This is a genomic window from Nostoc sp. LEGE 12454 (assembly GCF_056620565.1).
The window spans coordinates 1-25,433 of sequence record NZ_JBWQXL010000054.1 but is presented as its reverse complement, the minus strand read 5'-3'; the positions used below and the strand labels follow the sequence as shown (position 1 = coordinate 25,433).

The following is a 25,433-nucleotide window of genomic DNA, read 5'->3' as shown; positions in this document are numbered from 1 at the left end:
AGATTATGAGTTAACATCCTATGCAGCAATCCACAAGAGGCAATTACCGGGATCTTTGGCGGCAGCTTGTTACTTTGGCTGCAATCTTTGCTGCTTTCTTTATCAACGTAGTATCGAACGTTTTTCCGCTCAATGGACTTAGCATCGGGGAAATTTCCAATACTCTGTTTAAAAATGTCCTGATTATCCCTGCCAATTACGCCTTTGCGATCTGGGGGCTGATTTACCTTGGGTTGTTTGCTTTTGGGGTATACCAAGTTCTACCTAACCAACGAGATGAGCCTGATTTACGTAAGACAGGCTATCTGTTGGTAATTGCTTGTGTTGCTCAAAGTATTTGGGTGTATCTGTTTCTGTCTCGGCTTTTTGCTCTTTCTACAATTGCAATGCTCTTGATTCTGTTGCCGCTAATTGGTGTTTATGTGCAGTTAGAAATTGGCAAATCGCGTGTACCTCAACAAAAAAAATGGTGTATTCACTTTCCGATTAGCATTTATCTAGGCTGGATTAGCGTGGCGACTATTGTCAACGTAGCGTGTGCCTTAGATTTTCACAGGTGGAACGGTTGGGGAATTTCTGCCGTAATCTGGACTCTCATCATGGTATTAATAGCAACAGCAGTTGCAGCAGTTATAGTCATCCAGCGTCGAGACATCGCTTATGCAGGAGTAACAGTCTGGGCACTAGTAGCGATCGCACTTAAACACTTTGATAACTCAATGCTCAGAAATACCGTATTGGTTTTGGCAATTTTCCTAGTTTTAACCGCAACGATTAACAGCTTACGCACCCAACAAGAACATATTTAAGTATGATGACGTAGCTGTTGTGCATACAAGTTGCACAATTTCAATTGTAGGTAAAAACTTCAAACCCTCTCCCCTGTTCCCCTGCTCCCCTGCTCCCCTGCTCCCCTGCTCCCCTGCTCCCCTGTTCCCCTGCTCCCCTGCTCCCCTGCGGTCTCAACGTGTAAATTAAGTACTTAACAGCTTACCCACCCAGCGTTTCTCAAGAGAAAACTTTTAGAAGCGTTCGTTAAGCACGCACAATAATGGTCGGTTGTTACACACACCAGTCTGATTGTTATTAGCCAGAATAGATAGTTAGAGCCATAATCGTCTGACAAATTCAAAATTTATAAAAATGAAAAATATTATCTCGATTGGTTGGAATAACTGGTTAAAACGGCATAAAGAATCTGTTTTACTATTTGACTCAATTGCTGCTGCTAATGAGATTGCTCTAATGCTTAACGGTCAATGGGATGGCTGCAATGGTGTAATTGTGGCTTCTAGTGATGAGGTAGCTGTTAACACTGCTGCCAAACTATTACAAGCTACGTGGTGTTATCAAGGCGCATCAAAAGCCGTTTTAAACAGAGTAACAACTGATGAAATTTTACGCCGTTATGCAATCGGAGAAAGAAATTTTGTTAATGCTAATTTGAGGTGTGCAGTACTTGCGACCATGAAGCTGAGTGAAATTAACCTAAGTTATGCCTCATTGAGTTGGGCGGACTTAAGTCAAGCTAATCTAACTAAAGCTGATTTAACAGCAGCAGACCTCAGTCAAGCGAATTTAAGTGGAGCCGATTTAAGTAAAGCATACCTGATGAGGGCTAACCTAAGCGAGGCAGACCTGCAACAAGCTTCACTTCAGGGAGCTAACCTCAGTGGTGCTAACTTAAGTGAAGTCAATTTCACTGGTGCAGATTTAACAGGAGCTAATCTCTCACTAGCAGACCTAAGAGGGGCAAATTTTCACTTGTGTAATTTGAGTGGGGCTAACCTAACAAATGCCAAGTTAATTGAAAGTGACTTAGCTTTTGCTCAACAATAGACCTTTTGTAAAAATATATTTTTGTAAGAGAAGGAAAAGGGTGCATGTTGAAGGGAAAGGATTTTGATCGCTTGTGGTGTGGACGCGTTCGTGTAAAGTTGTGCCTTCAATTGTGTATTGATTATCGGTAAATTCGCCTGCACAAAACATCCGCCAACAGCGATGCGGACAACAGGCATATTGATTCAATGCTGCAATGGAAATATATTCAGTTTGATTCATAACTTAGGTGGTTTTTAAATGATGTTTGAAATTAGGGAGAATACAGGCGTCGCGTCATTCCCATACCCATTGTTGTTTTTCTGCCGACACCAGTATATAAAGCAAAGTCAGCTAAAGCGTTAATTTGCTTAATTTGTATTGGTTCAACTGCCCCTAAAACTTTATAGGTAACTTCGCCAAGAATGCCAATAAATTTGCTGCGGGAGTCAGCTAATATTTCTGTATGAATGTTGACAAAAGAAGGAAAGATTGACTCGATCGCAATCTGAGTAAATTCTATACCACTGTATTTATTCCACCGCGAAAGCAAGGAATTAAACACAGATTCTCTGCTAGGAAGGGTAGTATCATACTGTCCTTGACGGAAGGCGGTAGGCGTGCAGAAGCTAAGGTTAATCGAAGAATTGCGATCGCTAGCTTCTTCGTATAATTGAGCGTAAGTAGTGGCATTTGCCCAAGGTTGAATAGATTGGGGTGTGCCTTGAATGCTGGTAATATACAAGTCAGCCGGGCCAAGATGCCAAGAGCGATTGGGATTAAGATTTAACCAGAGTTGGGTAAGTTTGCCAAATAGAGTGTCATCTAATAAAGAGATGCGCCACCAACAAGGTGTCCCGGCGGGAATGAGTTGTTGATGTGAGTATTGCAATTTAGATCCCCCCTTACCCCCCTTCAAAAGGGGGGAGTTAGTTTGGAGGGGAGAAAGAGTGAAGGCTTTGTCTGCGGTGGAATCGTGCAAGCGATCGCCTAATGTGGTATCTACAGAACTAACGAGGGTTAAAAATAGGGCGTGTAGATGTCTACCTGTGAGATATTGTGGTGGAATGGGCGATTGAGGTAGCAAATTCAACACTAAACTATGAGGCATACTTTCTCTTTTTGGTTGTAGACTGAGTGCTTCTTGACTCTACAGTGAACTCAGGGATTTCCTGGAGTTCAGCATCACTCAAACTATACTGTTCGCAAACGAGACTTAGGCGATTTCCTGGGGTTTTGACAGCGTTAACCGAATGAGTTAAATCACCTTGAAAATAAACTAAAGTATTGAATTGGGGCTTAATTTGCCCAAGTTGGCGTTTGTGCGATCGCAATACCAGTTCTCCCCCTTCCATATCTGCTGGTACTCGCACATAAAGAACACTAACAACCGCAGGCGGTTCAATGGTTTTGGAGTAGGAACGTAAGGAGCGATCGATATGCGGATCGACGCGAGAGCCTTCCTTTAGCTGTAAAGGATTGAGGTAAAAAGCATTACAATCGGGCTGGAGAGCTAAATCTAGGTAAGGTTTGAAGTAGGGAAACTGCTGTTCTACTTTTGCTAATCCAGAACGCTGAAATACTACGGAAAATCCTTTCGTGGCGACAAAATCGCGGTTGAGGTTGTTGATAGCAAAGTAAGGACAAGCTTGGATTTCTCCCCACAAGTTATTTAGGTAATCGCTGGGGAAGGCGTTGGTTTGTTGTTGATAGTGTTTCACGATGAGTGTGGGGAGCGTACAGAACTAACAGGGGCTAAAAATTGTAACGTAATTTGTGGCTGGACGCTAGAACTTGCGAAAAAGAAAAAACGTGGTAAAGGTTTTAAAAAGTTATTAATTCCGAAAACGATATTCTATCCGAACTGGAATTTTTAAGTTTTGAATGCCATCAAATTGATAGTATTGACCTCGCATTTGGACATTAAAAAAATTCGCAAGTATCTCGAATTAAGTTGAGTTGACGACCTGCTAAACGAGCGCGATCGCCTCAAACAAAAACTCCTCACTCTATGCCAGTTATACGATATAGAAACCAGGAGTTAAGTCTTGTGGGATAGGCCGAAAAGTCTCCTCTGTTAATTAGTCAATCTAGGCGGCTAGAACCTATGAAAAGAAATCGGTTCGGCAGGGCAGAAATCCTCACACCCGATCGAATTAATCTCCTATTTACTGAGGGCTTTGTCAACCCCGCGATCGCCTACGGCGGAAAGCCTCTCTCCTCTTAGGAGAGAGGTTTGGAGAGAGGTCAGACTGTATTGCACCTAAACGAGAACCGCTATATTATGTTCCCGGACGAGAGCGAATACTATCGGGTATATGATGGCGATCGCCTAATATTTCTAATAAAGGGCCATTAACGTCAAATTTAACCATACTTACCGACGCGACCAAAATATTTACCCGATAGCGATAGCGTCCCAAATCAATTCCCAGTAAACTGCAAAGCATAATCCGAATCGTAGCTTTATGAGAAACTACTAAAACATTACCTTGGGGATGTTTTTCTTGAATTTCAGCAATTACAGGCATAGAACGGTTAGCAATATCTACCGCAGTTTCTCCACCTAGTGGTGCATTCCAAGCGGGTTCTGTCACCCATTTTAGATAGTTTTCTGCGTAATTCTCTTGGGCAAACGATTTACTCTTAGTTTCCCATTCGCCGTAACTACCTTCTCTAAGTCCGTCACGCAACTGCATATCTATACCGATAGCATCACAAAATGGCTTGGCAGTGGCAATTGCACGCTTCATCGGGCTAACATAAACCCCTTCCCACTTCAATTGTTGATAAACATCGGCAAAAGCGGATGCCATCTGCATCCCCTCTGTTGTCAACTCCGCATCAGTTTCACCGCAGAAATTACCACTTTGACTAAAGGTAGTTTCTCCATGTCGCAGTAAATATAAATTGAGTGTCATAGCTTGTATGCGATTGGGATAAAGGAGTTTGTGCAAAAATAAAGTACCATCAATCTCGCAATCGAGTCTGTGACACCAGGACAAATTCAGAAGGCAGAAGGGAACCCACGTTTTTAAGCGTGGGATTGAAGTAAGGACGCCGCTAGATGCTCCACTTGGGGCTTTGCCCAAGACCGCACTGGCTCCCTTGTGTCTCGTGGCACTTTCCGCGACGCCGTGTCACTAGTTTTACACTTTATTTAATCCGCATCCCTTATCGTAAAATCTGGTCAATCATCCTATTGGCTTGCGAATCGTAACTACCCCCAAATAAATTGAAGTGATTCAAAATGTGATACAGATTATAAAGCGTTTTTCTCTGCTCATAGCCTGCATCTAACGGAAATACCTCGTTGTAACCCTTATAAAACGCTGCGGGGAAACCACCAAACAATTCTGTCATGGCGATATCAACTTCTCTATCCGCAAAATAAGTTGCTGGATCGAATATCACTGGTTCTCCCGATGCAGTACACCCAGCATTTCCACCCCATAAATCGCCATGTACTAAGGATGGTTGCACTTGACGATCTGCCAATAGTTCAGGGATAGCTGCTAATAACTTGTCTTCTTTAGGGAAATTACCTCCCCGCCGCCTTGCCAACTGAAATTGATAACCCAGGCGATGTTTAATATAAAATTCCGTCCACTCTGCTGTCCAAGTATTGATTTGGGGTGTGGAACCAATGGTATTGTTAATTTTCCAACCAAAAACTTGACTATTGCTAGCTTTGTGCATCGCTGCTAACTTGCGTCCCATTTCTAGCCACGAATTGCTGTTACCGCTACCAAGTTCCAACCATTCCAGGACGATGTAGCTAGAATTATCAGCAGTACCCCAGCAAATTGGTTTGGGGATGCGAATACTAGCTGTTGCTAGCATTTCCTTTAAACCCAACGCCTCAGCTTCAAACATCGCAACTTGGGATGCAAGGTTTTGTTTGACGAAGTAGGTTATCTCACCATTAGAGACAGCATAACCTTGGTTGATGCACCCGCCACCAACCGATCGCCGTTGCTGACTCTGGAATTTTTCGCCAGTCACCTGGCTAATATGGGTGTCGATTTGAGTCCACATGATTAAAAAAAAGTTAGGAATTAGGAGTTATGAGTTAGAAGTAAGGAGCTAAATAAAAGTTAGGAGTCACAATCATGGCTTTTTACTCATAACTCCTCACTCTTAACTCCTAACTCTAAAAGGGCTTGACGAAAATTACACCATAAGCATCTGGAGATAGATACTCTTTGGCTGCTTGCATCAAGTCTGTTGCATCTTGGCTCTGAATTATCGCTGGGTAGTTAAAGGCGGGTTCCAAATCTCCCACCAAAGATTGATAATAACCATACAACCCAGAGCGATCGCTTGGTGTTTCGTTACCAAATATAAATCTGTTAGCTACTCGCTGCCGTATACGAGCAATTTCTGATTCTGCGATCAACTCTGTTTGTAGTTTGCTAATGTGTTGAGCGATCGCATTCTCTACAACTGGTAAATTTTCTACTGCGCATTTAGCTGAAATATAAAATACCCCTTGTAGCTCGTTGCTCATGTTGCTCACAGAAATTGAAGAAACTAATCCCCGTTCCTCCCGTAAATCCCTCACCAGTCTTGATGTCCGTCCGTGTCCCAAAATTCCGGCTAAAACATCCAATCCATAGGTACGATCTAACTGAGTCATTCCTGGAACCCGCCAAACCATTACTAGCCTTGCTTGTTGCAGACTTTCATCGATAAATTCTCGACGAACAATTTCTGTAAATGGTGACTCAGGATTGAGGGAGGAGTGAGGAGTAGGCTTGCCGTGACTTGTGCCGAGCGGAGCCGAGGTAGCGTAGCCGAACGGGAGTGGGGAGTGGGGAGTTTTAGTAGCTTTTGTAAATCCTTCCGCAACAGTTGTAATTAATTCTTCCACGGGCAAATTGCCCACAGCCACAGCCGTAATTGACTGGGGTTGATACCAATTAGCATGAAAATCTCGCATCTGCTGGGGTTTAAGTCCGGCAATCACTGATTCTGGCCCCAATACTGCACGGCGATAGGGTAGACGATCGAAAGCTGTCTCCATCGCCCGCCGATATGTACGCCGTTGGGGATTATCCTCTGAACGCCTAATTTCTTCCAAAACTACCAATCGCTCGCGTTCAAAGGCATCATCAGGAATACTCGCATTCGATACTACATCTATTTGTAATGGCGCAAGCTCGGCAAAATCTTTGGGGGCAGTAGTTATATAGTAATGAGTATAGTCTTGGCTAGTAGCGGCATTGGTGACAGCACCCCGTTCTTCAATTCGACGTTCAAACTCGCCGCTTGCCAGTCGTTCTGTTCCTTTAAAAATCATGTGTTCTAAAAAGTGAGCCATGCCGTTAATAGCATCAGGTTCAACAGCAGAGCCAACTTTTATCCACAAGTTGAGGTTTACGGCTTCAACTGGCATTTGCTCGGCAATGATTGTCAAACCATTGGGCAACTTGTGTAGCGTCGGAGCATTGAGACGGGGAAATTTCCGCAGGGTTGAGGTCATTGCTACTTGTGTGTGAGGAGCATGTTACTCTCTTATCTTATCTGCGACTATAAAATAAGCACTGCGATCGCTTCTCTACAAAAAAAGAAGCGATCGCATTAGCAAGATACGCAAAGAAGACTTGACAGCTTGTGTACTTCATCAACTTGAAATTAGCTGTATATACCCGAAACATCTATCCAAAGTTTTGAAACTTTGGATAAATGCCTACTAAACACGCACTCGAAAGCAATGTCTGATTAACATACATAGAAATCAATACCCTCTTAGAGTTGATAAGGGCTTTACTTATAAAAGTTAGCAGAAGTAAGTTTCTTAATTTCTGCCTAACTATCTATATTGATGCAATGCCCAGTCTCCTATCTGTCATATCTATCGTTGCGATCGTATCTGTCATATCTGTCGTTTCTATCATATCTATCGTTTCGATCGTATCTATCATTTCTGTCATATCTGTCGTTTCTGCGATCGCCAACTGAAAACTCAGCTCGGCAACCATTTCTCACCCAAATACGATTTCTCCGATAGCCCCAATTTCCTCTACAACTGGTGTTAGACAATTGCCTGACAAGCCTCACTCTGCCTCTTGTATCTACCGAACAAGTATTCCTTCGATTATTTTGGCTTGAACAAGTTATTATCTCTTCAGCCGAAGCTGGAGCAGCAATACTCAAAAGTGTACCGATACCAAGACTAGCAACCAGAAAGGTCGCAGCAATTGTGGGAAGGCGCATAATCATAATAATAAAATGCTAGATTTCTTCCAGATTTCAGAAACAAAAACTATAGTAATTCTAGCAAATTGCATTCAGAGCCAATGCATAAATCAGATTAAATGCAAAAAATATTTGCACTCCAAACTTCATCAAAGATAACAGGTTCTATCAAGCACTTAACCATTCTAAGGATTTGAAGTTTTTTGTGCTACAATATCTATTTCAAGTATTCTACAAAAATAGATACTATTAATTTTTATAAAGCTTTAAGAGGTGAAAAACTATCTAGTTCAATTGGAGATATTACATTTACAACCCATTATGTTGGGGAATTAATTATAACTTCAGGAAGATTAGTAGCTTGCGATCCACTTGCTTTTCCTGATAGTGAAGCTTTTCAAAAGTCTTTACCAATTGGTAAATATCCTGTTTTCTTAATTGTTGCTCATTATCCAAGAAATAATGACCAAAGAGTGGCTTATGCCATAATTCGTATTAGCGAAGAAACTCCCGTCAATTGGAAATTAGGTATTTGCTCTGATGAAGAACTAGCTTCGCTTACAGAAAATGACACCTTGGGTTATCCAGTTGATTCTGGAGTCGGTTGCTTTATGGATTTTGATGCAGTAAAAATTCTTGACGATTCAATATATAGCAGTCCTAAATCATTTGTGAAAATTATATATCTCTTTCTTTTTTCTTCCCTTTGCGTCCTTCTCTAACGAGACGCTACGCGATGGCGTTCTTGGCGGTTCGTTTCCTTATCATCTATATTTTTCACGACTCATTTAGGATTGCTATACTATGCATACATTGCTAATCCCCAAGAAGAAAGCTTGATAGACCTGATTCAAGATGAATTAAGAAAAAATTACAGACCTACATGGGATTGGGCAAATATTTGTATAGATAAATCTACCCAATTCAATATAATTGCCTTTTCATCAGGGTATGGAGATGGTATTTACCCAACCTACTTTGGATACGACACCGAAGATAAAATTGTTAACATTGTCACTGAGTTTTGAATATTAAAATAATCAAAATTGCCATTGGATTATACAAGTAGTACTCCAACCCAAAGAGCGCTCCAAAACACTGAGTGATAGAGCGCACCTTGGGTTGGCTTGTTTGGTATTGGCAATGAAACAAACGATATTGCTGTTTATGCCGCCTAATTGGATAAAGTCGAGTTAAGACTTTGGTTTATAAGTCGAAGCAACGTGTAATTCTTTCAACTGTTTAGCATCTACACTCGAAGGCGCATCTGTTAACAAACAACGTGCTTGTTGTGTCTTTGGAAAAGCAATGACATCCCGAATAGATTCTTCTCCAGCTAGCAACATTACCAAACGATCTAAACCGTAGGCGATGCCACCATGCGGCGGTGTACCATATTCAAATGCTTCTAAAAGAAAGCCAAATTTACTTTGTGCTTCTTCAGGAGATAATCCAATCGCTTCAAACACTTGCTGTTGAATTTCTCGCTGATAAATCCGCAGACTTCCGCCGCCAACTTCTACCCCGTTGAGTATTAAGTCGTAAGCTTGGGCGCGTGCAGTCTTTAAATCGCTCAAATCATCAGGATGTGGTGCTGTAAACGGATGGTGTAATGCTTCTAGACGCTTTTCGTCAGCATTCCACTCGAACATCGGGAAATCTGTGATCCACAGCAAGTTGATTTTTTCGGGATCGATTAAGTTAAATTCTCTAGCGATCGCTTGTCGTAATCTATCTAAAGTTTTATTAACTGTAGCAGCTTCCCCTGCCCCAAACAACAGCAAATGTCCAGCTTTTGCACCTGTAAGGCGTAAAATTTCTTGTTTTTGTTCTTCGCTTAAGTTGTCTTTAATCGCCCCAATGGTGTCAATTTCGCCATCATCCCTGACGCGGATATAAGCTAAACCTTTAGCACCGGCTTCGCTGGCTTCTTTAAATAAGTCGCCACCTGGTTTAATGCGGACATTAGAAATTACATCGTTACCGTTGGGAATGGGCAGAATTTTGACGATACCACCATTGGTAACAGTGTCCCGAAAGACTTTGAAACCAGAATCTTTGACGATATGTGAGACATCAACTAATTCCAAACCATAGCGTGTATCTGGTTTATCACTACCGTAGCGTTCCATCCCCTCAGCATAAGTGAGACGCGGGAAAGGGCGCTGTAACTCAATGCCTTTAACTGTTTTGTAGATATGGCAAATTAAATTCTCATTTAGTTCGATAATTTCTTCTTGGGACATGAAGCTCATTTCCATGTCCAACTGAGTGAATTCTGGTTGTCTGTCGGCGCGTAAGTCTTCGTCACGAAAACAACGGGCAATCTGATAATATCTGTCTAAGCCGGATACCATCAGCAATTGTTTAAATAGCTGGGGTGATTGCGGCAAAGCATACCATTCACCAGGATTGACACGACTGGGTAGAACATAATCCCGCGCTCCTTCTGGGGTAGAACGGGTAAGAATTGGGGTTTCGACTTCGATAAAACCTTCCAAATCTTCTAAATAACGACGCATGGCTTTGACAATTTGATGACGCAGTTGCAAATTTTGCGCCATACGTTCGCGTCGCAAATCCAAATAACGATATTTCAGGCGTAAGTCTTCTCGTACTGTCTCGGTGTCAGCTACAGAAACTTGGAAAGGTAACTGTTTGCGAACAGCATTGAGTAGTTCAATTTTATCGGCGTAGATTTCTACCTCGCCTGTGGGGATGCGGGTATTCAACGATTCTTCGGGACGTTGTGTTACCCTACCAGTGATTTTGACAACATATTCATTTCGCAGGGCGTTTGCATATTCGTAAGAATCTGGGGTGCGTTGCGGATCGCTGACGATTTGGACAATTCCAGAGCGATCGCGTAAATCTAAAAATATCACACCACCATGATCGCGGCGACGGTCTACCCATCCGTAAAAGGTAACAGTTTCTCCAATATGTTCTTTTCGGAGTTCGCCGCAATAGTGAGTTCGCATAAGTCTTAGTTATTGTTTCCGGGCTAGATTGGCAAGAAAATGTCAAAGCCTTCCCATTATCTAGCATCAATAGTAATTGTAGTAGTTCTGGTGAAAGAAAAAATCAAATAATCTCACACTATATATACAGCATCTTTCATGTATTTGAACTACACCCAATACTTGTAGGGTTTTGGGGGAAAGGGATTCATGTTAAAGGGGAAAAACCTTATATATTTAGCCTTCCACTCCTTTTTCCCTTTAACCAAGCAGCATTGGAACCACACCTGAATGGCACTAAGAAAAGCGTAAATCCCTGGTATTCCTGGATGAAAGGGTGTAGGGTGTCGGGTGTCGGGTGTGGTGAATTAAAAAGATGTTGAGCTCCTTGACGTACCTCGCATTCAATTATCTTAAGCACTACACCCTATACCCTACCCCCAACACCCTGCCCTCACTAGGTTTCACCTTTTATTCGTGCCATTCGAACCACACCTGTCGTAGGGGCGCAAGGCCCATTGGTGTCAACTTAAGCCGAAAACTATATCGGACAGGCGTTTTGCAAATCCCTCACGCCCTCATTCCCTAACCCCTTCTCCCAAAGAAGAAGGGGAATTGAATGTCTAGCTCCCCTCTCACGGATGCTACGGTGTACACAATAAGTTTGTTGACCTGCACCTTTAATGCATTGACCTGCACCTTTAATGCATTGACCTGCAAAAATTAATCTTCCCTACGTTACGCAACAACTCTAAAAGACTTGTGTGTACACGGTAGCTCACGGATGGGAGAGAGGCTGGGGTGAGGGCAAAACGTTCTCACCAAGCGGGTTTAGCGTTAAGTTGACACCTATGTGCAAGGACTTGCGCCCCTACCGCGTAGTCTATTTACTATTTTGGTTGATTAGGACGGTTTCCTTGGGGAGACGCTCCGCCATCGCCAGGAGGATGAGGTGGAACACCTAGCGCGTCGATCAACTGTTGTTCGGTGACACCCAGCTTTGCTGCTGCGGCTTTAAAATCAGGTCTGGGTGGGCGTTGACTGCGATCGCCTGGATTTGGGGGATTGGTTGGAACTCCTAACGCCGCTTTTAACTGGGCTTCTGTAACTCCTAATTTTGTTGCTGCGGCTGCAAAATCAGGTCTGGGTGGGCGTTGATTGCGATCGCCTGGATTTGGCGGATTGGCTGGAACTCCTAACGCCGCCTTTAACTGGGCTTCTGTAACTCCTAACTTTGTTGCTGCGGCTTTAAAATCAGGTCTGGGTGGGCGTTGATTGCGATCGCCTGGATTTGGCGGGTTGGCTGGAACTCCCAATGCTGCCTTTAACTGTGCTTCTGTAACTCCTAATTTTGTTGCTGCGGCTGCAAAATCAGGTCTGGGTGGACGCGGCCGTTCGTTTGATGGTTCGTTGGGCGGTTGTTGCGCCTGTGCAATTCGATCGAATTGATTAGCAGCATTTGCTTGATTGAGTGAAATAAAACCAAATGTGCCAACCACAACAGGAATCGCTGTTACTACTAGTACTCTACGAATATTCATCATTAAATCTCCAAAGGTTTATATTTCTAATTAAGTCTTCTCAAAATAACAGTTTGCCCTGTTTATAAATTACAAAACTGTAATTTATAAACAACAATACTCTGACGAGATCGCCGCTGAGGGCGAGGCGAAATGCAAGGGTGCATAAATTAACGGTTATTGCGTTCTACCCGGTTTTGAACTGCTTCTTGATTATGAGCCTGGGGACGTTGGTGAGTACGCTTTTTCTGATGGGGACGGGGTTTAGAATGTCTGATTTGTGGTTTTTTCTCAGATATTTCTGGTTTGTTGGGCTGTTGTGAAATCTCGGCGTTCCGATGAGATAGATTAGCGGCATTTGCCTGATTGGGTGCAACAAAACCGAATGTACCAATCAAAAAAGGAATCGCTGCTACGGCTAAGACTCGACGAATATGCATAAAAATCAACCTTCAAAAGCTAGGGTGTTCATATTTCTAATTAAGCCACCTCAAAATTACAGCTTTCTTATTTTCTAAATTACAGTTTTGTAATTTGAATAAAAAATAATGAATTTAGAATAGAAGAATATATGAATTAATAAATGCTGTGAATGTTCTGTTTGTTGAAGATGAAGCGAAAATTGCTAACTTTGTCCGGGCTGGACTAAAGGAGCAGGGATTTGTTGTAGACTACTGCGATAACGGTGATGACGGATATCTGCGGGCATTAGACAACGAATATGATGCGATAATACTCGACATTATGATGCCGGGAAAAGATGGACTATCAATTCTAAAACTATTACGGCGGCAAGGTCGGAATGCTCCGGTGATTTTGTTGACGGCTCGGAATGAGCTAGACGATCGCTTGCAAGGACTAAATTTGGGAGCGGATGACTATATCGCTAAACCGTTTTTTGTGGAAGAGTTAGTGGCTAGAATTCATGCAGTTGTGCGCCGGAGTGTGAGCGATGTCTACGACGGGCTACGCCTACGCCAAAATCTACTTTGCGTTGGCCCGATCAAACTCGATCGCATCACCAGGGAAGTCACTTGCGATCGCCAAGCGATAGAACTCACCAGCCGCGAGTTTAATCTTCTAGAATATCTCATGCGTTCTCCCGGACGGGTTTTCACTCGTACCCAAATTTTGGAACACGTTTGGGGCTACGACTTTAACCCCAACACCAATGTTGTGGATGTTTGTATCCAGCGAATTCGGAAAAAGATTGACCCCCTTGATGAAGCAGTCTGGATTGAAAGCATTCGAGGGGTTGGATATCGATTTCGCAAGCCAGATTCATCATCATGAAACTTCCTTCGTTTCGACTCCGCATTGCTCTGTTGTCTGCGGCTCTAGCTGGCAGCACATTAGTCGGATTTGGCGCGGTTTCCTGGTTTCAGATTTACAATGCTAAGATTAGCCGCCTAGATGCAGAACTATTAAATCACTTGATGCGGGCAACTCCGAACTTCCCTCCACGAGAGGAACCTCCCCCTGGCGCAGCCTTTCCCAGAAGAGAAAACTCACGAGAACGCTCCCGATGGCAGTTTTACGAAGATTCATTATCTTATGCTTTCGGAACCAATACAAAAACCCCCGTCGCCCTGGTGGTGCTGGACGCAAATAACAATATACTTTATCAATCCAACTCCCTACCTACCGATCTTGAGGTGAATCGTCTGTTGCTGAAGCGTCTTGAGTTGACACCTTTACCACCGCCCCCAAAGAGAGAACCACCACCTTTACCCTCCAATAGAAATCCATCCTTTGAGCGGCCACCACTGATTCGTCCACGCCCACCTCAATTTGTCACAGAGAATACGGCAACAGCAGTCTGGCGGATTGGCGCAACTAAATTTCCCAATGCTCAGGTTGCTATTGCCGTTAGCTTGCAAGCCGTAGATCGAGATATGGCTACCATTCGCAATATCTTCCTGGTTTCAATTCCGGGAGCGCTGCTGTTGGTTGCGGTGGGGGCATGGTTGGTTTCTGGCGGTGCTTTACGTCCCATTCGTCAATTAACTGGTGTAATTCAACAGGTAACTGTCAAAGGGCTAGATCAGCGAATTCCCATTGGGACAACTGATGTTGAATTTATCGAACTGATTCAGGTGTTTAACCTGATGCTGTCACGCTTGGAACGTAGCTTTACCCAAGCTTCCCGCTTTAGTGGTGACGCAGCTCATGAACTGAAAACCCCACTAACTATTTTGCAAGGCGAACTAGAACGAACACTCCAACAGGTCGATCCCGGTAGTGAAGTACAACAGCGCTTAAGCAATCTGTTAGATGAGGTGCGCCGCCTGAGTGGAATTATGCGAAAACTCTTGCTGCTATCTCTGGCAGATGCCGGAAAAATGAGCTTGTATCTAGTTGAAGTGGATATGTCTGAGTTAGTGATGGAGATGCTAGAAGATGTGGAAATGCTAGCTCCCCAGTTGACTGTACAAACTGACTTTATTGATGAGTTGTGGGTAAAAGGCGATCGCGATCTTTTAATTCAAATTTTGCAAAACCTATTTAGTAATGCAATTAAATACAATCTCGCCAACGGCTGGATACAGATTCGCACTCATCAAACTTCAACAACTTTTCACGTCACCATTGTCAATGCATCAAAAGATATTCCCCTAAGCGATCGCGATCGCATTTTTGACCGATTTTATCGCGGCGATCCCTCACGTAACCGCAAGGTAGAAGGAATCGGACTAGGACTGAGCCTAGCCCGAGAAATTGCCAGGGCACATCGAGGCGACCTTACCCTTGATTTAACACCTTCTGGTCAAACAGCGTTCACCCTCACCTTATCGATGAAGTAATCCCTCTTTTGTTACTACAGGAAGTCGGAAAAAATAAGTACAATACCGCCTTTGGGAGGGCGATTGATTCTCCGTGTCCTCTGCGCCTCTGCGGTTCGTTATTTTGTAACTCGCGCGTAAGTCCTAAAAGCGATCGCCTGGCACTTGCATTGATTAATTCAAAGCATCAGCGATCTTAATACCAAGGTGCTGCAATGCTTTTTCTTTGACAAATTCAGCTGCACTACGAGCCGATTCCGCCAAAATAGTATCGGTGTTTGGAGTCAGCTTCAGCGCTCCTCCCAGATATCCCAAAGCTTTGCAATAATCATCAGTCAAGTTGGTAGATGCCAGTCTCTTTACAGTTTGATAATCGCCACTTTGAAAAGCTGTTAACGCTTTGTGGTGTAAATCATTTTCTGGCTTTCCTAGTACTTCAAGAATTGCGCTCACAGCTTTATTGACTTTTTCTTGTGTTAGTTCTGTGGATACTGTTGCTTGCATATTTATCTCCTTTTGTTCATGAATTTGCAAGTTGTCGGTAGCGTTCTTGAACTTCCTGAATCGAAAACAAAGTTTCAAACTTCAACCCCGCTGACTGGTACAACTGACCTCCCCCTTGTTGTCGATCTACCAGTGAAATTACTTGATTTACGGTATAACCTGCATCTTTAAGACGCTCAACCGCTTTTAGAGCAGATTGCCCAGTTGTTACTACATCTTCCAAAACTACTACTTTTGCGCCCTCTGGTAAACTGGGGCCTTCTATATAAGCTCTTGTCCCATAACCCTTAGCTTCCTTGCGAATAATCAGCGCTGGTATTGGGCGGTTTTCATAAACAGAAACTATACTCACTGCTGTCACAATTGGATCGGCTCCCATTGTTAAACCACCTACAGCCTGTGTATCTACAGGTAATAAAGGAAATAGTAATCGTCCGACTGCTAAAGCACCTTGAGGATGGAGTGTTACCTGTGTCTTATTGACGTAATAAGAACTACGCAGCCCAGAAGATAGGAGAAAATCACCCTCTTGATAAGCAAGTTGGCAAAATAAATCTAGTAGCTTGTGGCGTAAAGTGGTCAAATCAGAAGTGGTTGCCCAAATATCTGAGTGGGTAAGAGTTTCAGTAGGATACGTCATTACAAAACATTAAAAGTTGTGCTACACCAAAGGTTGAACTCATAAGAGTTCTGAACTTCAGCATAAATTAAGATTCGCCCAAAGCAAAAGTTGAGGAGTCAAAAACGTGCGTATAAAATTTAAAACCTTTGGTGGTTTATTGGTGCTGCTTGCTGCTGGTATTGCTTTTCCCTCTATTGCATCCGCCCAAACGGCAACACCCAATTCTGAAACTTTGAATGATGTATTTGAACGAGCTTATTTTCGTCACGATCGCAATTTCTACGAAAATAGTAGCAGCCTCAAGCGTCAGCTAGACTCATTTTTTGGATCTGGTTCTAGTTTCGGTGGTTCCTTCCCAGAAAATGAAATTGCCCGCGATGCTAATTTGGTTAATACTTTATATCATGATGCCCTGACTCAGCAAGTTGGCAACGATCCTTATATTCGTACTCCTGATTTACCAAATCCTTATGACACATCGTTGCTCGTGTCTCCTCGCTATAGCAACAAACTTAAAGTAGGAACAGAATTCAGGTTTGAAACTTTACCATCTCGGTAAGATTGGGGAGTGGGGAGCAGAGGAGCAGAGGAGCAGGGGAGCAGGGGAGCAGGGGAGCAGAGGAAGAAGAACTATTAATTATTGATCGATTCCCAATTCCCAATTCCCAATTCCCACTTGCCCTGAGCGTTCGCGCAGCGTCTCCGTTAGGAGAAGCCGAAGGGATGCCCAATGCCCCATGCCCATTTTTGATGATTCAGTGCGCCCTGCTGGAATCGAACCAGCCTGAAAACGAATTATGAGTTCGTTGCCTCCCCAATCGGCCAAAGGCGCTTGTTTTTTTGGGTTGTGGGTTGCTACGAGAAAATTACTTCAACTCTTAGGTCAACCTTATTTACTAAATTTAGAGTGAGCAAAATACCTCACTCACTGAGTTTAGCCAATTCCATGAATATAGCACAAATTTACCACGTGTGAATACTGGACAATAGTTTATTAGATTTTTATACTACATAATTTGATCATAGATATAGTGCAAACTAATATTGATTAAGTTCCTTTAAGGATTGAGGTCAAAAGCTTCACTATTCTTAAATAGACCAGCATTCTATTGCGATCGCTTGTCAACGATGAAAATAAATTCTACTGTACTTCTTACTTTGATTTTGTTAATTCTGATGATGGGAGCAGGTTCTGTGAGCGCGTTTTTGGGCTTTGAACTGGGGAGTTCAGCACTTAAAGGCGTGACTACACCAGATGGGCGTCCTACAACTAAATTTGCCAGCAATAAGGCAAATAGCTCTCAACAAGGAGGGCTAGTGCTATTAAAAGAGGAAGAAATTCTGAAAATAGTCAAGGCGCGAATTGAGGGTAAGACCAAAGCCGCTAAATCGGAAAAACCCGAAGAAGATGATGAAGAAACCAATAGCAGCAAGCAGAAGCCAGAGGAAAAACCCCCAGAAGTAGTTGAAGAAAAGCCCCTACCAGGTTTTCCAGTTACTGCCCAAAGTCAGGGTGTAACAATGACTGTGCAATCTGCTCGCTACTCTGGTGGTGATTTACTACTGAAAGTGAAAATGCAGAACAAAGGTAAGGATTCTGTGCGCTTCCTGTATAGTTTTTTAGATGTTACCGATGACAAAGGACGAACCCTAAGTGCTAGTACAGAGGGTTTACCAACAGAATTGCCTGTAAATGGGCCAGCATTTTCAGGTACAGTGAGCATTCCTACAGCTTTACTTGATGATGTCAAGAAAATATCACTTGCTCTCACTGATTATCCCGCTCAACAATTGAAGTTAGAGGCATCGAATATTCCTGTAGAAAGGTAGATTGGCATTGGGCATTGGGCATTGGGCATTGGTAATTATCTACTATTCCCTATTCCCCCTAAATGGAGGACGTGAGTTTTACACGAGCTTTGGCGGTGAGTGTTTTTCCTAATTTAAGTTTGATAGAAGTGGCGCTGCGGTTGTTATCAGTGCTACTACTGATTGCCATAAATGCCTTTTTTGTGACGGCGGAATTTTCGATGGTGAGCGTGCGGCGATCGCGTATTCACCAGCTAGTTAAGGCTGGGGATATTCCCGCGATCGCTGTAGAAATGTTACAACGCAGTATTGACCGACTGCTATCTACCACCCAATTAGGCATTACCCTCTCTAGTTTGGCACTGGGATGGATTGGCGAAAGTACGATTGTTGTGCTAGTGAATGCCTGGTTAAGATCCTGGCCTTTACCCAGTGGTATGACTACCTTCCTCGCCCATTCCCTATCAATTCCTATCGCCTTTTTCTTAATTGCCTATTTGCAAATTGTGATTGGAGAATTATGCCCCAAATCCTTAGCCATGCTGTACTCAGAACAGCTAGCGAGATTTTTGGGGCCTCCGGTAAAAGCGATCGTGCGTTTTTTTGGCCCCTTCATCTGGATTCTTAACCAATCAACTCGTTTTTTATTACGGATTTTTGGCATCCAATACACAGGCCAAGGCTGGCGACCGCCTGTAACTCCTGAAGAATTACAACTGATCATCTCTACAGAATGGGGGTCTACTGGGTTACAGCGTGCAGAGCGAGAATTGCTCAATAATGTCTTCGAGTTTGGGGATGTCATGGCGCAAGATGTGATGATCCCGCGCACCAGTATTATCACACTCCCAAAAGATGCTACTTTCCAGACATTACTCAAGGAAATGGCTTCTACTGGTTACTCTCGCTATCCTGTGATTGGTGAATCTTTAGACGATGTTCGCGGTATTGTTTATTTTAAAGATTTGGCACAACCTTTGGCAGTCGGCAACCTTAGTTTAGAGACACAGATCCAACCTTGGATGCGTCCTGCTCGGTTTGTTCCCGAACACACGCCCTTGAGTGAACTTTTGCCCATGATGCAGCAAGAGAAACCCGCTATGGTCATGGTAGTGAATGAATTTGGCGGTACTGTGGGACTAGTGACAATCAAAGATGTGATTGCCGAAATTATTGGCGATCCCAGCGACCTTGAAAGCAGTGAAGACTTACTGATTCAGATGTTAGGTGAGCAAAAATTTTTGGTGCAAGCACAAATCAACCTTGAAGACCTCAACGAAGTTTTGCATCTCAATTTGCCCCTGACCAGAGAATATCAAACACTAGGGGGCTTTTTGCTGTATGAGTTACAGAAAATTCCTGCTAAAGGCGAAATCTTTTGTTATCAAAATCTCGAATTCACCGTGGTATCGATTGTTGGGCCACGCCTGCATCAAATTCAACTGCGGCGGTTAGAGGAAGAGGGGAGAGCAGAGGAGCAGAGGAGCAGGGGAGCAGGGGAGTAAGAATTTTAGATTTTAGAATTTGGGTTTTAGATTGAAATTTCATCCAAAATTGTCAATCCAAAATCTAAAATTGAATTGTCCAATGCCTCTACTGTGCATAGGCCACAGGATCGACAAGTCCCAATTCGGCAAAAGCTGCTAGCCGTAAGCGACAAGAATCACATACGCCGCAAGCAACATCATTACCAGCATAGCAAGACCAAGTTAGTTCCCAAGGAACTCCCAATTGGTTCCCCAGTTGGATGATTTCGGTTTTTTTCAGGTTGATTAGGGGTGCAACAATCTTAATTGGTTGTCCCTCACGCCCTTGTTTGGTTCCCAAGCGAAAAACTTCCTGCATTGCTTGAATATAGTCGGGGCGACAATCAGGATATCCTGAATAATCGAGGGCATTAACGCCGATATAGACGCGCTCTGCTGCGATCGCTTCGGCGTAACTAAGAGCAAAGCTTAAAAATATGGTATTACGAGCCGGAACATAAGTGACAGGAATATTTTGAGACATTTCATCAAGCGATCGCTCCTGGGGTAAATCAATGGCATTATCAGTAAGGGCCGAACCGCCCCATTGTCGTAAGTCAAAGTTAACTACCTGATGTTTTGCGATCGCAGCTTTTTGAGCGACACTGAGCGCTGACTGTAACTCTCGTCGATGTCGCTGCTGGTAATCAAAGGAAATAGCATGACATTCACAGCCATCAGCTTGAGCTTTGTACAGAATTGTGGAAGAGTCCAATCCCCCAGATAACAAAATTACAGCTTTCATCTCGGTTGCAAATTTTGGATTTCAAATCACTGCATCAAACCTTAACAAGGCGCCAGAAAGCGATGCCAAGGAGAATTTATACTTAAGTCTTACTGAAAGGTTTAAAATTAATAAAAATACATATATTTTTGTAGAAAGTGCAAAATCCAAAGCAAACTCGAAATATCTATACAAAAGATATTTAGATTACGGGAACCGATCGCAAACTTTGAAATTCTTCATAAACATAGGCTCTATGTTACCATCTGGATGGTTTTAGACGGATCGTAACCGGCTTTCGAGTATAAACGCCAACGGCCGTAGCGTCTCTAAATTTGGTGGTTGAGGAGAGAATAATAGTGCAAAATAGCATGTCAGTGGCAGAACCGAATCCATATACACAGCGCAACCAGCCACGACCAATCCGCATAGGCGTGATTGGAGTGGGTAACATGGGACAACACCACGCTCGCGTGCTGAGTTCAATGAAAGATGTTGAACTAGTCGGAGTGGCAGATATTAACGTCGAGCGAGGATTAGAAACTGCCAGCAAGTACAAGGTGCGTTTTTTTGAAGATTACTGCGATCTGCTACCCCTTGTGGAAGCAGTTTGTGTAGCTGTTCCCACCCGTCTGCACTATGCCGTGGGCATCAACTGTCTGTTAGCGGGAATTCATGTTTTGATTGAAAAACCGATCGCAGCCAGTATTTCTGAGGCAGAGTCTTTAGTAAATGCCGCAGCTGAGTCTGGGTGTATCCTGCAAGTAGGTCATATTGAGCGTTTTAACCCAGCTTTTAAAGAACTGAGCCAAGTTCTAAAAACAGAGGAATTGCTGGCGCTAGAAGCCCACAGAATGAGTCCTTACTCAGATCGAGCAAACGATGTTTCAGTTGTGCTGGATTTAATGATCCATGACATCGACCTACTTCTGGAATTAGCTGCTTCCCCAGTCACAAAATTGACTGCTAGCGGTACTCGCTCCCTAGACTCTGGTTATTTAGATTACGTAACCGCCACCTTGGGGTTTGCCAATGGTATTGTTGCTACTCTGACTGCTAGTAAAGTCACTCACCGCAAAATTCGCCGAATTGTCGCCCATTGCAAAAATTCATTTACTGAGGCAGATTTTCTCAAGAATGAAATTTTGATTCACCGACAAACGGCTGCCAATTCTCTCACCGACCACCGACAAGTACTTTACAGGCAAGATGGTGTAATTGAAAAAGTCTACACCAGCAATATTCAACCCCTAAGTGCAGAATTAGAACATTTTGTCAACTGCGTACACGGTGGCAATCAACCTTCAGTAGGTGGCGAACAAGCTCTCAAAGCCTTGAGGCTTGCAAGTTTAATTGAGCAGATGGCGCTAGAAGATCGAGTTTGGAATCCCTTAGACTGGCAATCTGAACCAAGGGTACAATCTTTGACCCCCACAGTCTAGAAGAAGAGGGGATGAGGGGGATAAGGGGACAAGGAAGGTGAAATTTTCTCCCTTCTCTCTCCGTACTACCCCACAGCCCTCAACTTCAGTAGAAAAGCTAGAATATGTTTTAAATTTGCCATCAAATCTTTAGATCCTTCTTAGTCCCTTTAAAAAAGCAGGCTAAGGGGGATCTAAAAAATTAGAAAACAAAACCTAGTAGTTCGTTTGATTAATTTTGTGAGGTTTGTGGTGAGCGATAAATCGTTCAATCTCAAAGGCTAGAGGTACTTACGAACTTTTATAACTCTCAACATTAATGAAGCAGACACCTAACTTCCACTTGTCTGACTCTGTTTTTCAGTTGTGATGCCAATTTTTAGTGCAGCCAAATTCCCTTGACTCTAGCAAGCGGGAATAATTACCCTTTAAAAAAGCTAAAGCGGAATTTAGCAACAAGACTAGTCCAGCAATTTCAGGAATTGACTCAATGCTTGAATGGATAACTAATACTATCAACTATTTTGGCTATTGGGGAATCGCCCTACTAATGTTTTTAGAGAACCTTTTTCCCCCCATTCCTTCAGAATTGATTATGCCACTGGCTGGATTTACAGCAAGTCCATATCAACCAGGAGAGGCAAAGCTGAATATTATTGGTGTATTTTTCGCAGGACTTTTGGGTTCTGTATTGGGCGCACTTATTTGGTACTATCCGGGTAAGTTTTTAGGTGAAATCCGTTTGAAAGCTTGGGCTGACAAGTATGGTAAATGGCTAGCTATATCCAGTAAAGATATTACTAAGGCCAAAGAGTGGTTTGACCGACAAGGTAGAACAGCAGTATTAATTGGTCGTCTTGTGCCAGGAATCCGCACCTTGATTTCTGTTCCCGCAGGTATTAGCAATATGCCTTTGCTACCATTTTTGTTTTACACAACATTAGGTAGCGCTGCTTGGGTAGGTTTGTTAACATACTCAGGATACATATTGGGTAGTCAGTATGAACTTGTGGACAAGTACCTTGCTCCTGTATCTAAAATCGTACTTGGCGGTTTGGTTCTAGCATTTGTTTTCTGGATATTCAAGCGCCAGTTAAGACGCACTAGACGCACTAGAAGATGAAACACGGACGCTTTTGGTTTGAAAGCAGTGAAAGCAGGGGTTACATCTGGCCAAAATTCGCCTACACTATGCCAAATAATACTAGATGTGCGTTGGCAGAGCTTACCAGAGGTATCGCCGGAATTAATTTTTGGCGTATTTCTAGCTACACTTGACGCAACCTAGAATTTCTGGTTGCTCGCATTTTTGTAAGATGAGCATGACAACTTTTTACAGTTAAGTTTGAACTAGGAGCTTTCATGACAGACCAACCTTCCGCCGCTACCCCCATCAATGCTGCTGCTATACCTATGAATAGGCAGCCGTTAGCATCGACTCCTATCAATGCTGTTAATAATAATCCTCCCACTAGCAAGCCAGCTGGTGGTTCTGGGAAAACCATTCTCAGTGTTGATTTAGGCAGAACTTCCACAAAAACTTGTGTGAGTCGCGAACCAGGCAGTGTGGTGTTCGTACCTGCCAACGTCAAGCAGATGTCAATCGAACAAGTACGCGGTGGTGTTTTTGAAGCCAGGGCTACCGATCCCTTAATGGATTTGTGGCTGGAGTATCAAGGAAATGGATATGCTGTTGGTCAACTGGCAGCCGATTTTGGGGCGAATTTAGGAGTCGGACAATCTAAGGTAGAAGCTGCACTGGTAAAAGTTTTAGCAAGTGCTGGCTACTTCAAACTCAGAGACGATATCTCAGTCGTACTTGGTCTGCCTTTTCTTTCCTTAGAGCAATTTGAAAAAGAAAAAGCACAATTGATTAGCCAAGTAGGTGGCCCTCATGTGTTGAACTTCCGAGGCGAATCTGTGTCGCTGAACGTCAGTAAGGTATGGGTAATGCCAGAAGGCTACGGCAGCCTGTTATGGTCTGAAGCTCAACCCAAGAAAAACCCTGGTAGTCCCGATTTTACAAAAATATCGGTGGCGATCGTCGATATTGGTCATCAAACCGTCGATCTTTTGATGGTAGATAACTTCCGTTTTGCCAGAGGTGCTTCTAAGAGCGAAGACTTCGGGATGAATAAGTTTTATGAATTGGTGTCTGCCGAAATTGAGGGAGCAGATAGTCAATCTCTAGCACTGATTTCTGCTGTCAACAAACCCAGAGGTGAACGCTTTTACCGTCCTAAAGGCGCTAGCAAGCCCACCAACCTAGATGATTTTCTTCCCAACCTCACAGAGATGTTTTCGCGCGAAATTTGTAGCCGTGTGCTAGCCTGGTTGCCAGAACGCGTTACCGATGTAATTCTTACTGGCGGCGGTGGTGAGTTCTTCTGGGACGACGTTCAACGTCTGCTCAAAGAAGCAAAGATTAATGCTCATTTAGCAGCACCTTCCCGTCAGGCGAATGCTTTGGGGCAGTATATTTATGGAGAGGCACAATTATCCTCCAATCGCGCTGCTAGGGCATAAAGCTGATGTTCCAATGGTCAAAAAAGGTAGTTAAATCCGTCACGTTCAACCCAGAGCTTGCTGATGAAAGCTTGTTAGCGCAAGTAGAAAGTTATTTGGAAAAACAACCAGACAAGACTTTCAGCGACCTCTGTAAAGAAGCCTTGTGGCAATCTTTATGTGTACCGGAATCTGTACAACCTGCTCCACAAACAGCAGTAAACACACCGATCGATCAACAAATCGGTGAACTGCAACGTCAAGTGGCTGGACTTGAGGAACGTTTTTTTGCCAAGGGATCTAATCGTTTGGAGGCGATGGAACATCATCTACTGCAACTTTCTCAACAAGTCGCACAACTGGCGCTCATAGTCAACGATCGATCGTTCATTCCGTCTCCAAGTCAATTAGAAGTAGTAAATAATACTTCTTATACTGTTGCTACCCCTCCTCAAGAGGTTGACCCCGTAATCAGTCGCCTTAGTCAGTTTCTCGATGATTTTTAAGGAAAAATCAGGTTTGTGAGCAGTTTTTGCTCATATTAACAATCCTTAATAGTATTAACTATTAAGGATTATTAATGTTTATTGATATTTTTTAAAAGTAGAATTTCTGGCGGGAAGCACCTTTAAGTCTTTGCAACTAATTAAGTTTGATAAAAAAGCGATCGCGCATAGAGATTTCGTGCTGATTGACATTATTGTAGCTGGGCGATCGCTCTTATTAGCAAGCAGATTTTACTTCACACTAACTGTGAGTAATAACCTCAAAATAACTTACATTCCCTACATAGTGTATGATTTTTTCAGAACTAGGGACAGTATGTTTAATGAGTAAAAAGGTTTATCTGTGGATAATCTAAAGCAGTATTACCAAGTTTTAGGTGTTTCATCTGATGCTTCTGTTGATGAGATTAGGAGTTATGTAAAAATAACTTGAACAATTAACTGACTACTTTGGGTTTGATAATATAGTTCCACTCACCATGAAAAGAATTTCGTTCGATTGCGATAGTATCAAGCTCTTGGTCTGTAACCTTG

25 protein-coding genes, 1 tRNA gene and 1 pseudogene are annotated in these 25,433 nt (G+C 43.1%); 13 read left to right on the top strand and 14 right to left on the bottom strand.

Translation table 11 applies throughout. The annotated features are described in order from the left end of the window. The first annotated feature begins 20 nt into the window (after positions 1–20). Positions 21–809, top strand: coding sequence for a tryptophan-rich sensory protein (locus AC1F2U_RS30515; protein WP_480264534.1), 789 nt, complete (start codon positions 21–23; stop codon positions 807–809). Between the two features lie 334 nt (positions 810–1,143). Then, positions 1,144–1,839, top strand: coding sequence for a pentapeptide repeat-containing protein (locus tag AC1F2U_RS30510; RefSeq protein WP_480264533.1), 696 nt, complete (start codon positions 1,144–1,146; stop codon positions 1,837–1,839). Positions 1,840–1,899: 60 nt separating this feature from the next. Here the strand turns inward: AC1F2U_RS30510 and AC1F2U_RS30505 are convergent. The 7 genes and pseudogenes from AC1F2U_RS30505 to AC1F2U_RS30475 all read right to left on the bottom strand — a co-directional run. Then, a pseudogene (locus tag AC1F2U_RS30505) lies at positions 1,900–2,061 on the bottom strand (CRISPR-associated protein Cas4); the annotation flags it as partial. A 31-nt stretch (positions 2,062–2,092) separates the two neighbouring features. Next, positions 2,093–2,929, bottom strand: coding sequence for a CRISPR-associated endoribonuclease Cas6 (gene cas6 / locus AC1F2U_RS30500; protein ID WP_480264532.1), 837 nt, complete (start codon positions 2,927–2,929; stop codon positions 2,093–2,095). Then, on the bottom strand, positions 2,919–3,539 hold the full coding sequence (locus AC1F2U_RS30495; protein WP_480264531.1) for a 2OG-Fe(II) oxygenase: 621 nt from the start codon (positions 3,537–3,539) through the stop codon (positions 2,919–2,921). The genes cas6 and AC1F2U_RS30495 overlap by 11 nt, the downstream gene beginning before the upstream one ends. A 561-nt stretch (positions 3,540–4,100) precedes the next feature. Further along, positions 4,101–4,739: a histidine phosphatase family protein gene (locus AC1F2U_RS30490; protein ID WP_480264530.1), complete on the bottom strand. Its 639-nt coding sequence runs from the start codon at positions 4,737–4,739 to the stop codon at positions 4,101–4,103. Positions 4,740–4,992: 253 nt separating this feature from the next. Beyond that, positions 4,993–5,856: a fructosamine kinase family protein gene (locus tag AC1F2U_RS30485; RefSeq protein WP_480264529.1), complete on the bottom strand. Its 864-nt coding sequence runs from the start codon at positions 5,854–5,856 to the stop codon at positions 4,993–4,995. A 115-nt stretch (positions 5,857–5,971) separates the two neighbouring features. Further along, entirely contained in the window at positions 5,972–7,303 is a 1,332-nt protein-coding gene (locus AC1F2U_RS30480; RefSeq protein WP_480264528.1) for a M16 family metallopeptidase, read from the bottom strand. Between the two features lie 359 nt (positions 7,304–7,662). Continuing rightward, positions 7,663–8,037 carry a DUF3011 domain-containing protein gene (locus AC1F2U_RS30475; RefSeq protein ID WP_480264527.1) on the bottom strand — a complete coding sequence of 125 codons (375 nt, stop codon included), beginning with the start codon at positions 8,035–8,037 and terminating at the stop codon, positions 7,663–7,665. Between the two features lie 185 nt (positions 8,038–8,222). Between AC1F2U_RS30475 and AC1F2U_RS30470 the strand changes: the two genes are divergently transcribed. Both AC1F2U_RS30470 and AC1F2U_RS30465 read left to right on the top strand, forming a co-directional pair. After that, on the top strand, positions 8,223–8,741 hold the full coding sequence (locus AC1F2U_RS30470) for a DUF4241 domain-containing protein (protein WP_480264526.1): 519 nt from the start codon (positions 8,223–8,225) through the stop codon (positions 8,739–8,741). A gap of 72 nt (positions 8,742–8,813) precedes the next feature. After that, entirely contained in the window at positions 8,814–9,047 is a 234-nt protein-coding gene (locus AC1F2U_RS30465; protein ID WP_480264525.1) for a DUF4241 domain-containing protein, read from the top strand. Positions 9,048–9,212: 165 nt separating this feature from the next. Here the strand turns inward: AC1F2U_RS30465 and aspS are convergent, their stop codons facing one another. The 3 genes from aspS to AC1F2U_RS30450 all read right to left on the bottom strand — a co-directional run bounded on the left by aspS (position 9,213) and on the right by AC1F2U_RS30450 (position 12,939). Continuing rightward, positions 9,213–11,000, bottom strand: a complete 1,788-nt coding sequence (aspS, locus tag AC1F2U_RS30460; RefSeq protein ID WP_480264524.1) for an aspartate--tRNA ligase — start codon at positions 10,998–11,000, stop codon at positions 9,213–9,215. A gap of 869 nt (positions 11,001–11,869) precedes the next feature. Further along, positions 11,870–12,523 (bottom strand): hypothetical protein, encoded by a 654-nt coding sequence (locus tag AC1F2U_RS30455; RefSeq protein WP_480264523.1) that lies wholly within the window; start codon positions 12,521–12,523, stop codon positions 11,870–11,872. A 146-nt stretch (positions 12,524–12,669) separates the two neighbouring features. Then, complete coding sequence (locus tag AC1F2U_RS30450) at positions 12,670–12,939, bottom strand: hypothetical protein (protein WP_480264522.1); 270 nt, start codon at positions 12,937–12,939, stop codon at positions 12,670–12,672. Between the two features lie 148 nt (positions 12,940–13,087). Between AC1F2U_RS30450 and AC1F2U_RS30445 the strand changes: the two genes are divergently transcribed. Together AC1F2U_RS30445 and AC1F2U_RS30440 are read left to right on the top strand one after the other, a co-directional pair. Continuing rightward, positions 13,088–13,792: a response regulator transcription factor gene (locus tag AC1F2U_RS30445; RefSeq protein WP_334838371.1), complete on the top strand. Its 705-nt coding sequence runs from the start codon at positions 13,088–13,090 to the stop codon at positions 13,790–13,792. Further along, on the top strand, positions 13,789–15,303 hold the full coding sequence (locus AC1F2U_RS30440; protein ID WP_480264521.1) for an ATP-binding protein: 1,515 nt from the start codon (positions 13,789–13,791) through the stop codon (positions 15,301–15,303). Before AC1F2U_RS30445 ends, AC1F2U_RS30440 begins: the two co-directional genes overlap by 4 nt. 153 nt (positions 15,304–15,456) lie before the next feature. Here the strand turns inward: AC1F2U_RS30440 and AC1F2U_RS30435 are convergent, their stop codons facing one another. Further along, a complete protein-coding gene (locus AC1F2U_RS30435; RefSeq protein WP_480264520.1) occupies positions 15,457–15,786 on the bottom strand; it encodes a hypothetical protein in 330 nt (109 codons plus the stop codon). 16 nt (positions 15,787–15,802) lie between these two features. Beyond that, on the bottom strand, positions 15,803–16,426 hold the full coding sequence (pyrE, locus tag AC1F2U_RS30430) for an orotate phosphoribosyltransferase (RefSeq protein WP_480264519.1): 624 nt from the start codon (positions 16,424–16,426) through the stop codon (positions 15,803–15,805). A gap of 106 nt (positions 16,427–16,532) precedes the next feature. On the opposite strand from pyrE, the gene AC1F2U_RS30425 reads away from it, so the two are divergent. Continuing rightward, positions 16,533–16,967 (top strand): hypothetical protein, encoded by a 435-nt coding sequence (locus tag AC1F2U_RS30425; protein WP_480264518.1) that lies wholly within the window; start codon positions 16,533–16,535, stop codon positions 16,965–16,967. Between the two features lie 200 nt (positions 16,968–17,167). On the opposite strand, the gene AC1F2U_RS30420 is transcribed toward AC1F2U_RS30425, so the two are convergent. Continuing rightward, positions 17,168–17,240 (bottom strand) — tRNA-Ile (locus AC1F2U_RS30420). 296 nt (positions 17,241–17,536) lie between these two features. Here AC1F2U_RS30420 and AC1F2U_RS30415 point away from each other — a divergent pair. Together AC1F2U_RS30415 and AC1F2U_RS30410 are read left to right on the top strand one after the other, a co-directional pair. Further along, positions 17,537–18,238 (top strand): hypothetical protein, encoded by a 702-nt coding sequence (locus AC1F2U_RS30415; RefSeq protein WP_322692395.1) that lies wholly within the window; start codon positions 17,537–17,539, stop codon positions 18,236–18,238. Positions 18,239–18,300: 62 nt separating this feature from the next. Further along, positions 18,301–19,722: a hemolysin family protein gene (locus tag AC1F2U_RS30410; RefSeq protein WP_480264517.1), complete on the top strand. Its 1,422-nt coding sequence runs from the start codon at positions 18,301–18,303 to the stop codon at positions 19,720–19,722. A gap of 88 nt (positions 19,723–19,810) precedes the next feature. Here AC1F2U_RS30410 and queC read toward each other — a convergent pair whose 3' ends face one another. Continuing rightward, the gene (gene queC / locus AC1F2U_RS30405; RefSeq protein WP_480264516.1) at positions 19,811–20,488 is read right to left on the bottom strand and encodes a 7-cyano-7-deazaguanine synthase QueC; all 678 of its coding nucleotides are present in this window, start codon (positions 20,486–20,488) and stop codon (positions 19,811–19,813) included. A 338-nt stretch (positions 20,489–20,826) separates the two neighbouring features. On the opposite strand from queC, the gene AC1F2U_RS30400 reads away from it, so the two are divergent. The 4 genes from AC1F2U_RS30400 to fcmC all read left to right on the top strand — a co-directional run bounded on the left by AC1F2U_RS30400 (position 20,827) and on the right by fcmC (position 24,899). Next, positions 20,827–21,909, top strand: a complete 1,083-nt coding sequence (locus AC1F2U_RS30400) for a Gfo/Idh/MocA family protein (protein WP_099102323.1) — start codon at positions 20,827–20,829, stop codon at positions 21,907–21,909. 469 nt (positions 21,910–22,378) lie between these two features. Beyond that, positions 22,379–23,011: a DedA family protein gene (locus AC1F2U_RS30395; protein ID WP_480264515.1), complete on the top strand. Its 633-nt coding sequence runs from the start codon at positions 22,379–22,381 to the stop codon at positions 23,009–23,011. Positions 23,012–23,250: 239 nt separating this feature from the next. Continuing rightward, positions 23,251–24,414 carry a filament morphology actin-like protein FcmB gene (fcmB, locus tag AC1F2U_RS30390; RefSeq protein WP_322673703.1) on the top strand — a complete coding sequence of 388 codons (1,164 nt, stop codon included), beginning with the start codon at positions 23,251–23,253 and terminating at the stop codon, positions 24,412–24,414. A gap of 5 nt (positions 24,415–24,419) precedes the next feature. After that, on the top strand, positions 24,420–24,899 hold the full coding sequence (fcmC, locus tag AC1F2U_RS30385) for a filament morphology membrane protein FcmC (RefSeq protein ID WP_194042537.1): 480 nt from the start codon (positions 24,420–24,422) through the stop codon (positions 24,897–24,899). Positions 24,900–25,433 lie beyond the last annotated feature (534 nt).

Excerpts from the sequence above, each read along its gene's own strand:
- AC1F2U_RS30515 (WP_480264534.1), top strand. The coding sequence starts at position 21 with ATGCAGCAATCCACAAGAGGCAATTACCGGGATCTTTGGCGGCAGCTT.
- AC1F2U_RS30510 (WP_480264533.1), top strand. The coding sequence starts at position 1,144 with ATGAAAAATATTATCTCGATTGGTTGGAATAACTGGTTAAAACGGCAT.
- cas6 (WP_480264532.1), bottom strand. The coding sequence starts at position 2,929 with ATGCCTCATAGTTTAGTGTTGAATTTGCTACCTCAATCGCCCATTCCA.
- AC1F2U_RS30490 (WP_480264530.1), bottom strand. The coding sequence starts at position 4,739 with ATGACACTCAATTTATATTTACTGCGACATGGAGAAACTACCTTTAGT.
- AC1F2U_RS30485 (WP_480264529.1), bottom strand. The coding sequence starts at position 5,856 with ATGTGGACTCAAATCGACACCCATATTAGCCAGGTGACTGGCGAAAAA.
- AC1F2U_RS30480 (WP_480264528.1), bottom strand. The coding sequence starts at position 7,303 with ATGACCTCAACCCTGCGGAAATTTCCCCGTCTCAATGCTCCGACGCTA.
- AC1F2U_RS30475 (WP_480264527.1), bottom strand. The coding sequence starts at position 8,037 with ATGCGCCTTCCCACAATTGCTGCGACCTTTCTGGTTGCTAGTCTTGGT.
- aspS (WP_480264524.1), bottom strand. The coding sequence starts at position 11,000 with ATGCGAACTCACTATTGCGGCGAACTCCGAAAAGAACATATTGGAGAA.
- AC1F2U_RS30455 (WP_480264523.1), bottom strand. The coding sequence starts at position 12,523 with ATGATGAATATTCGTAGAGTACTAGTAGTAACAGCGATTCCTGTTGTG.
- AC1F2U_RS30450 (WP_480264522.1), bottom strand. The coding sequence starts at position 12,939 with ATGCATATTCGTCGAGTCTTAGCCGTAGCAGCGATTCCTTTTTTGATT.
- AC1F2U_RS30440 (WP_480264521.1), top strand. The coding sequence starts at position 13,789 with ATGAAACTTCCTTCGTTTCGACTCCGCATTGCTCTGTTGTCTGCGGCT.
- AC1F2U_RS30435 (WP_480264520.1), bottom strand. The coding sequence starts at position 15,786 with ATGCAAGCAACAGTATCCACAGAACTAACACAAGAAAAAGTCAATAAA.
- pyrE (WP_480264519.1), bottom strand. The coding sequence starts at position 16,426 with ATGACGTATCCTACTGAAACTCTTACCCACTCAGATATTTGGGCAACC.
- AC1F2U_RS30415 (WP_322692395.1), top strand. The coding sequence starts at position 17,537 with ATGAAAATAAATTCTACTGTACTTCTTACTTTGATTTTGTTAATTCTG.
- AC1F2U_RS30410 (WP_480264517.1), top strand. The coding sequence starts at position 18,301 with ATGGAGGACGTGAGTTTTACACGAGCTTTGGCGGTGAGTGTTTTTCCT.
- queC (WP_480264516.1), bottom strand. The coding sequence starts at position 20,488 with ATGAAAGCTGTAATTTTGTTATCTGGGGGATTGGACTCTTCCACAATT.
- AC1F2U_RS30395 (WP_480264515.1), top strand. The coding sequence starts at position 22,379 with ATGCTTGAATGGATAACTAATACTATCAACTATTTTGGCTATTGGGGA.
- fcmB (WP_322673703.1), top strand. The coding sequence starts at position 23,251 with ATGACAGACCAACCTTCCGCCGCTACCCCCATCAATGCTGCTGCTATA.
- fcmC (WP_194042537.1), top strand. The coding sequence starts at position 24,420 with ATGTTCCAATGGTCAAAAAAGGTAGTTAAATCCGTCACGTTCAACCCA.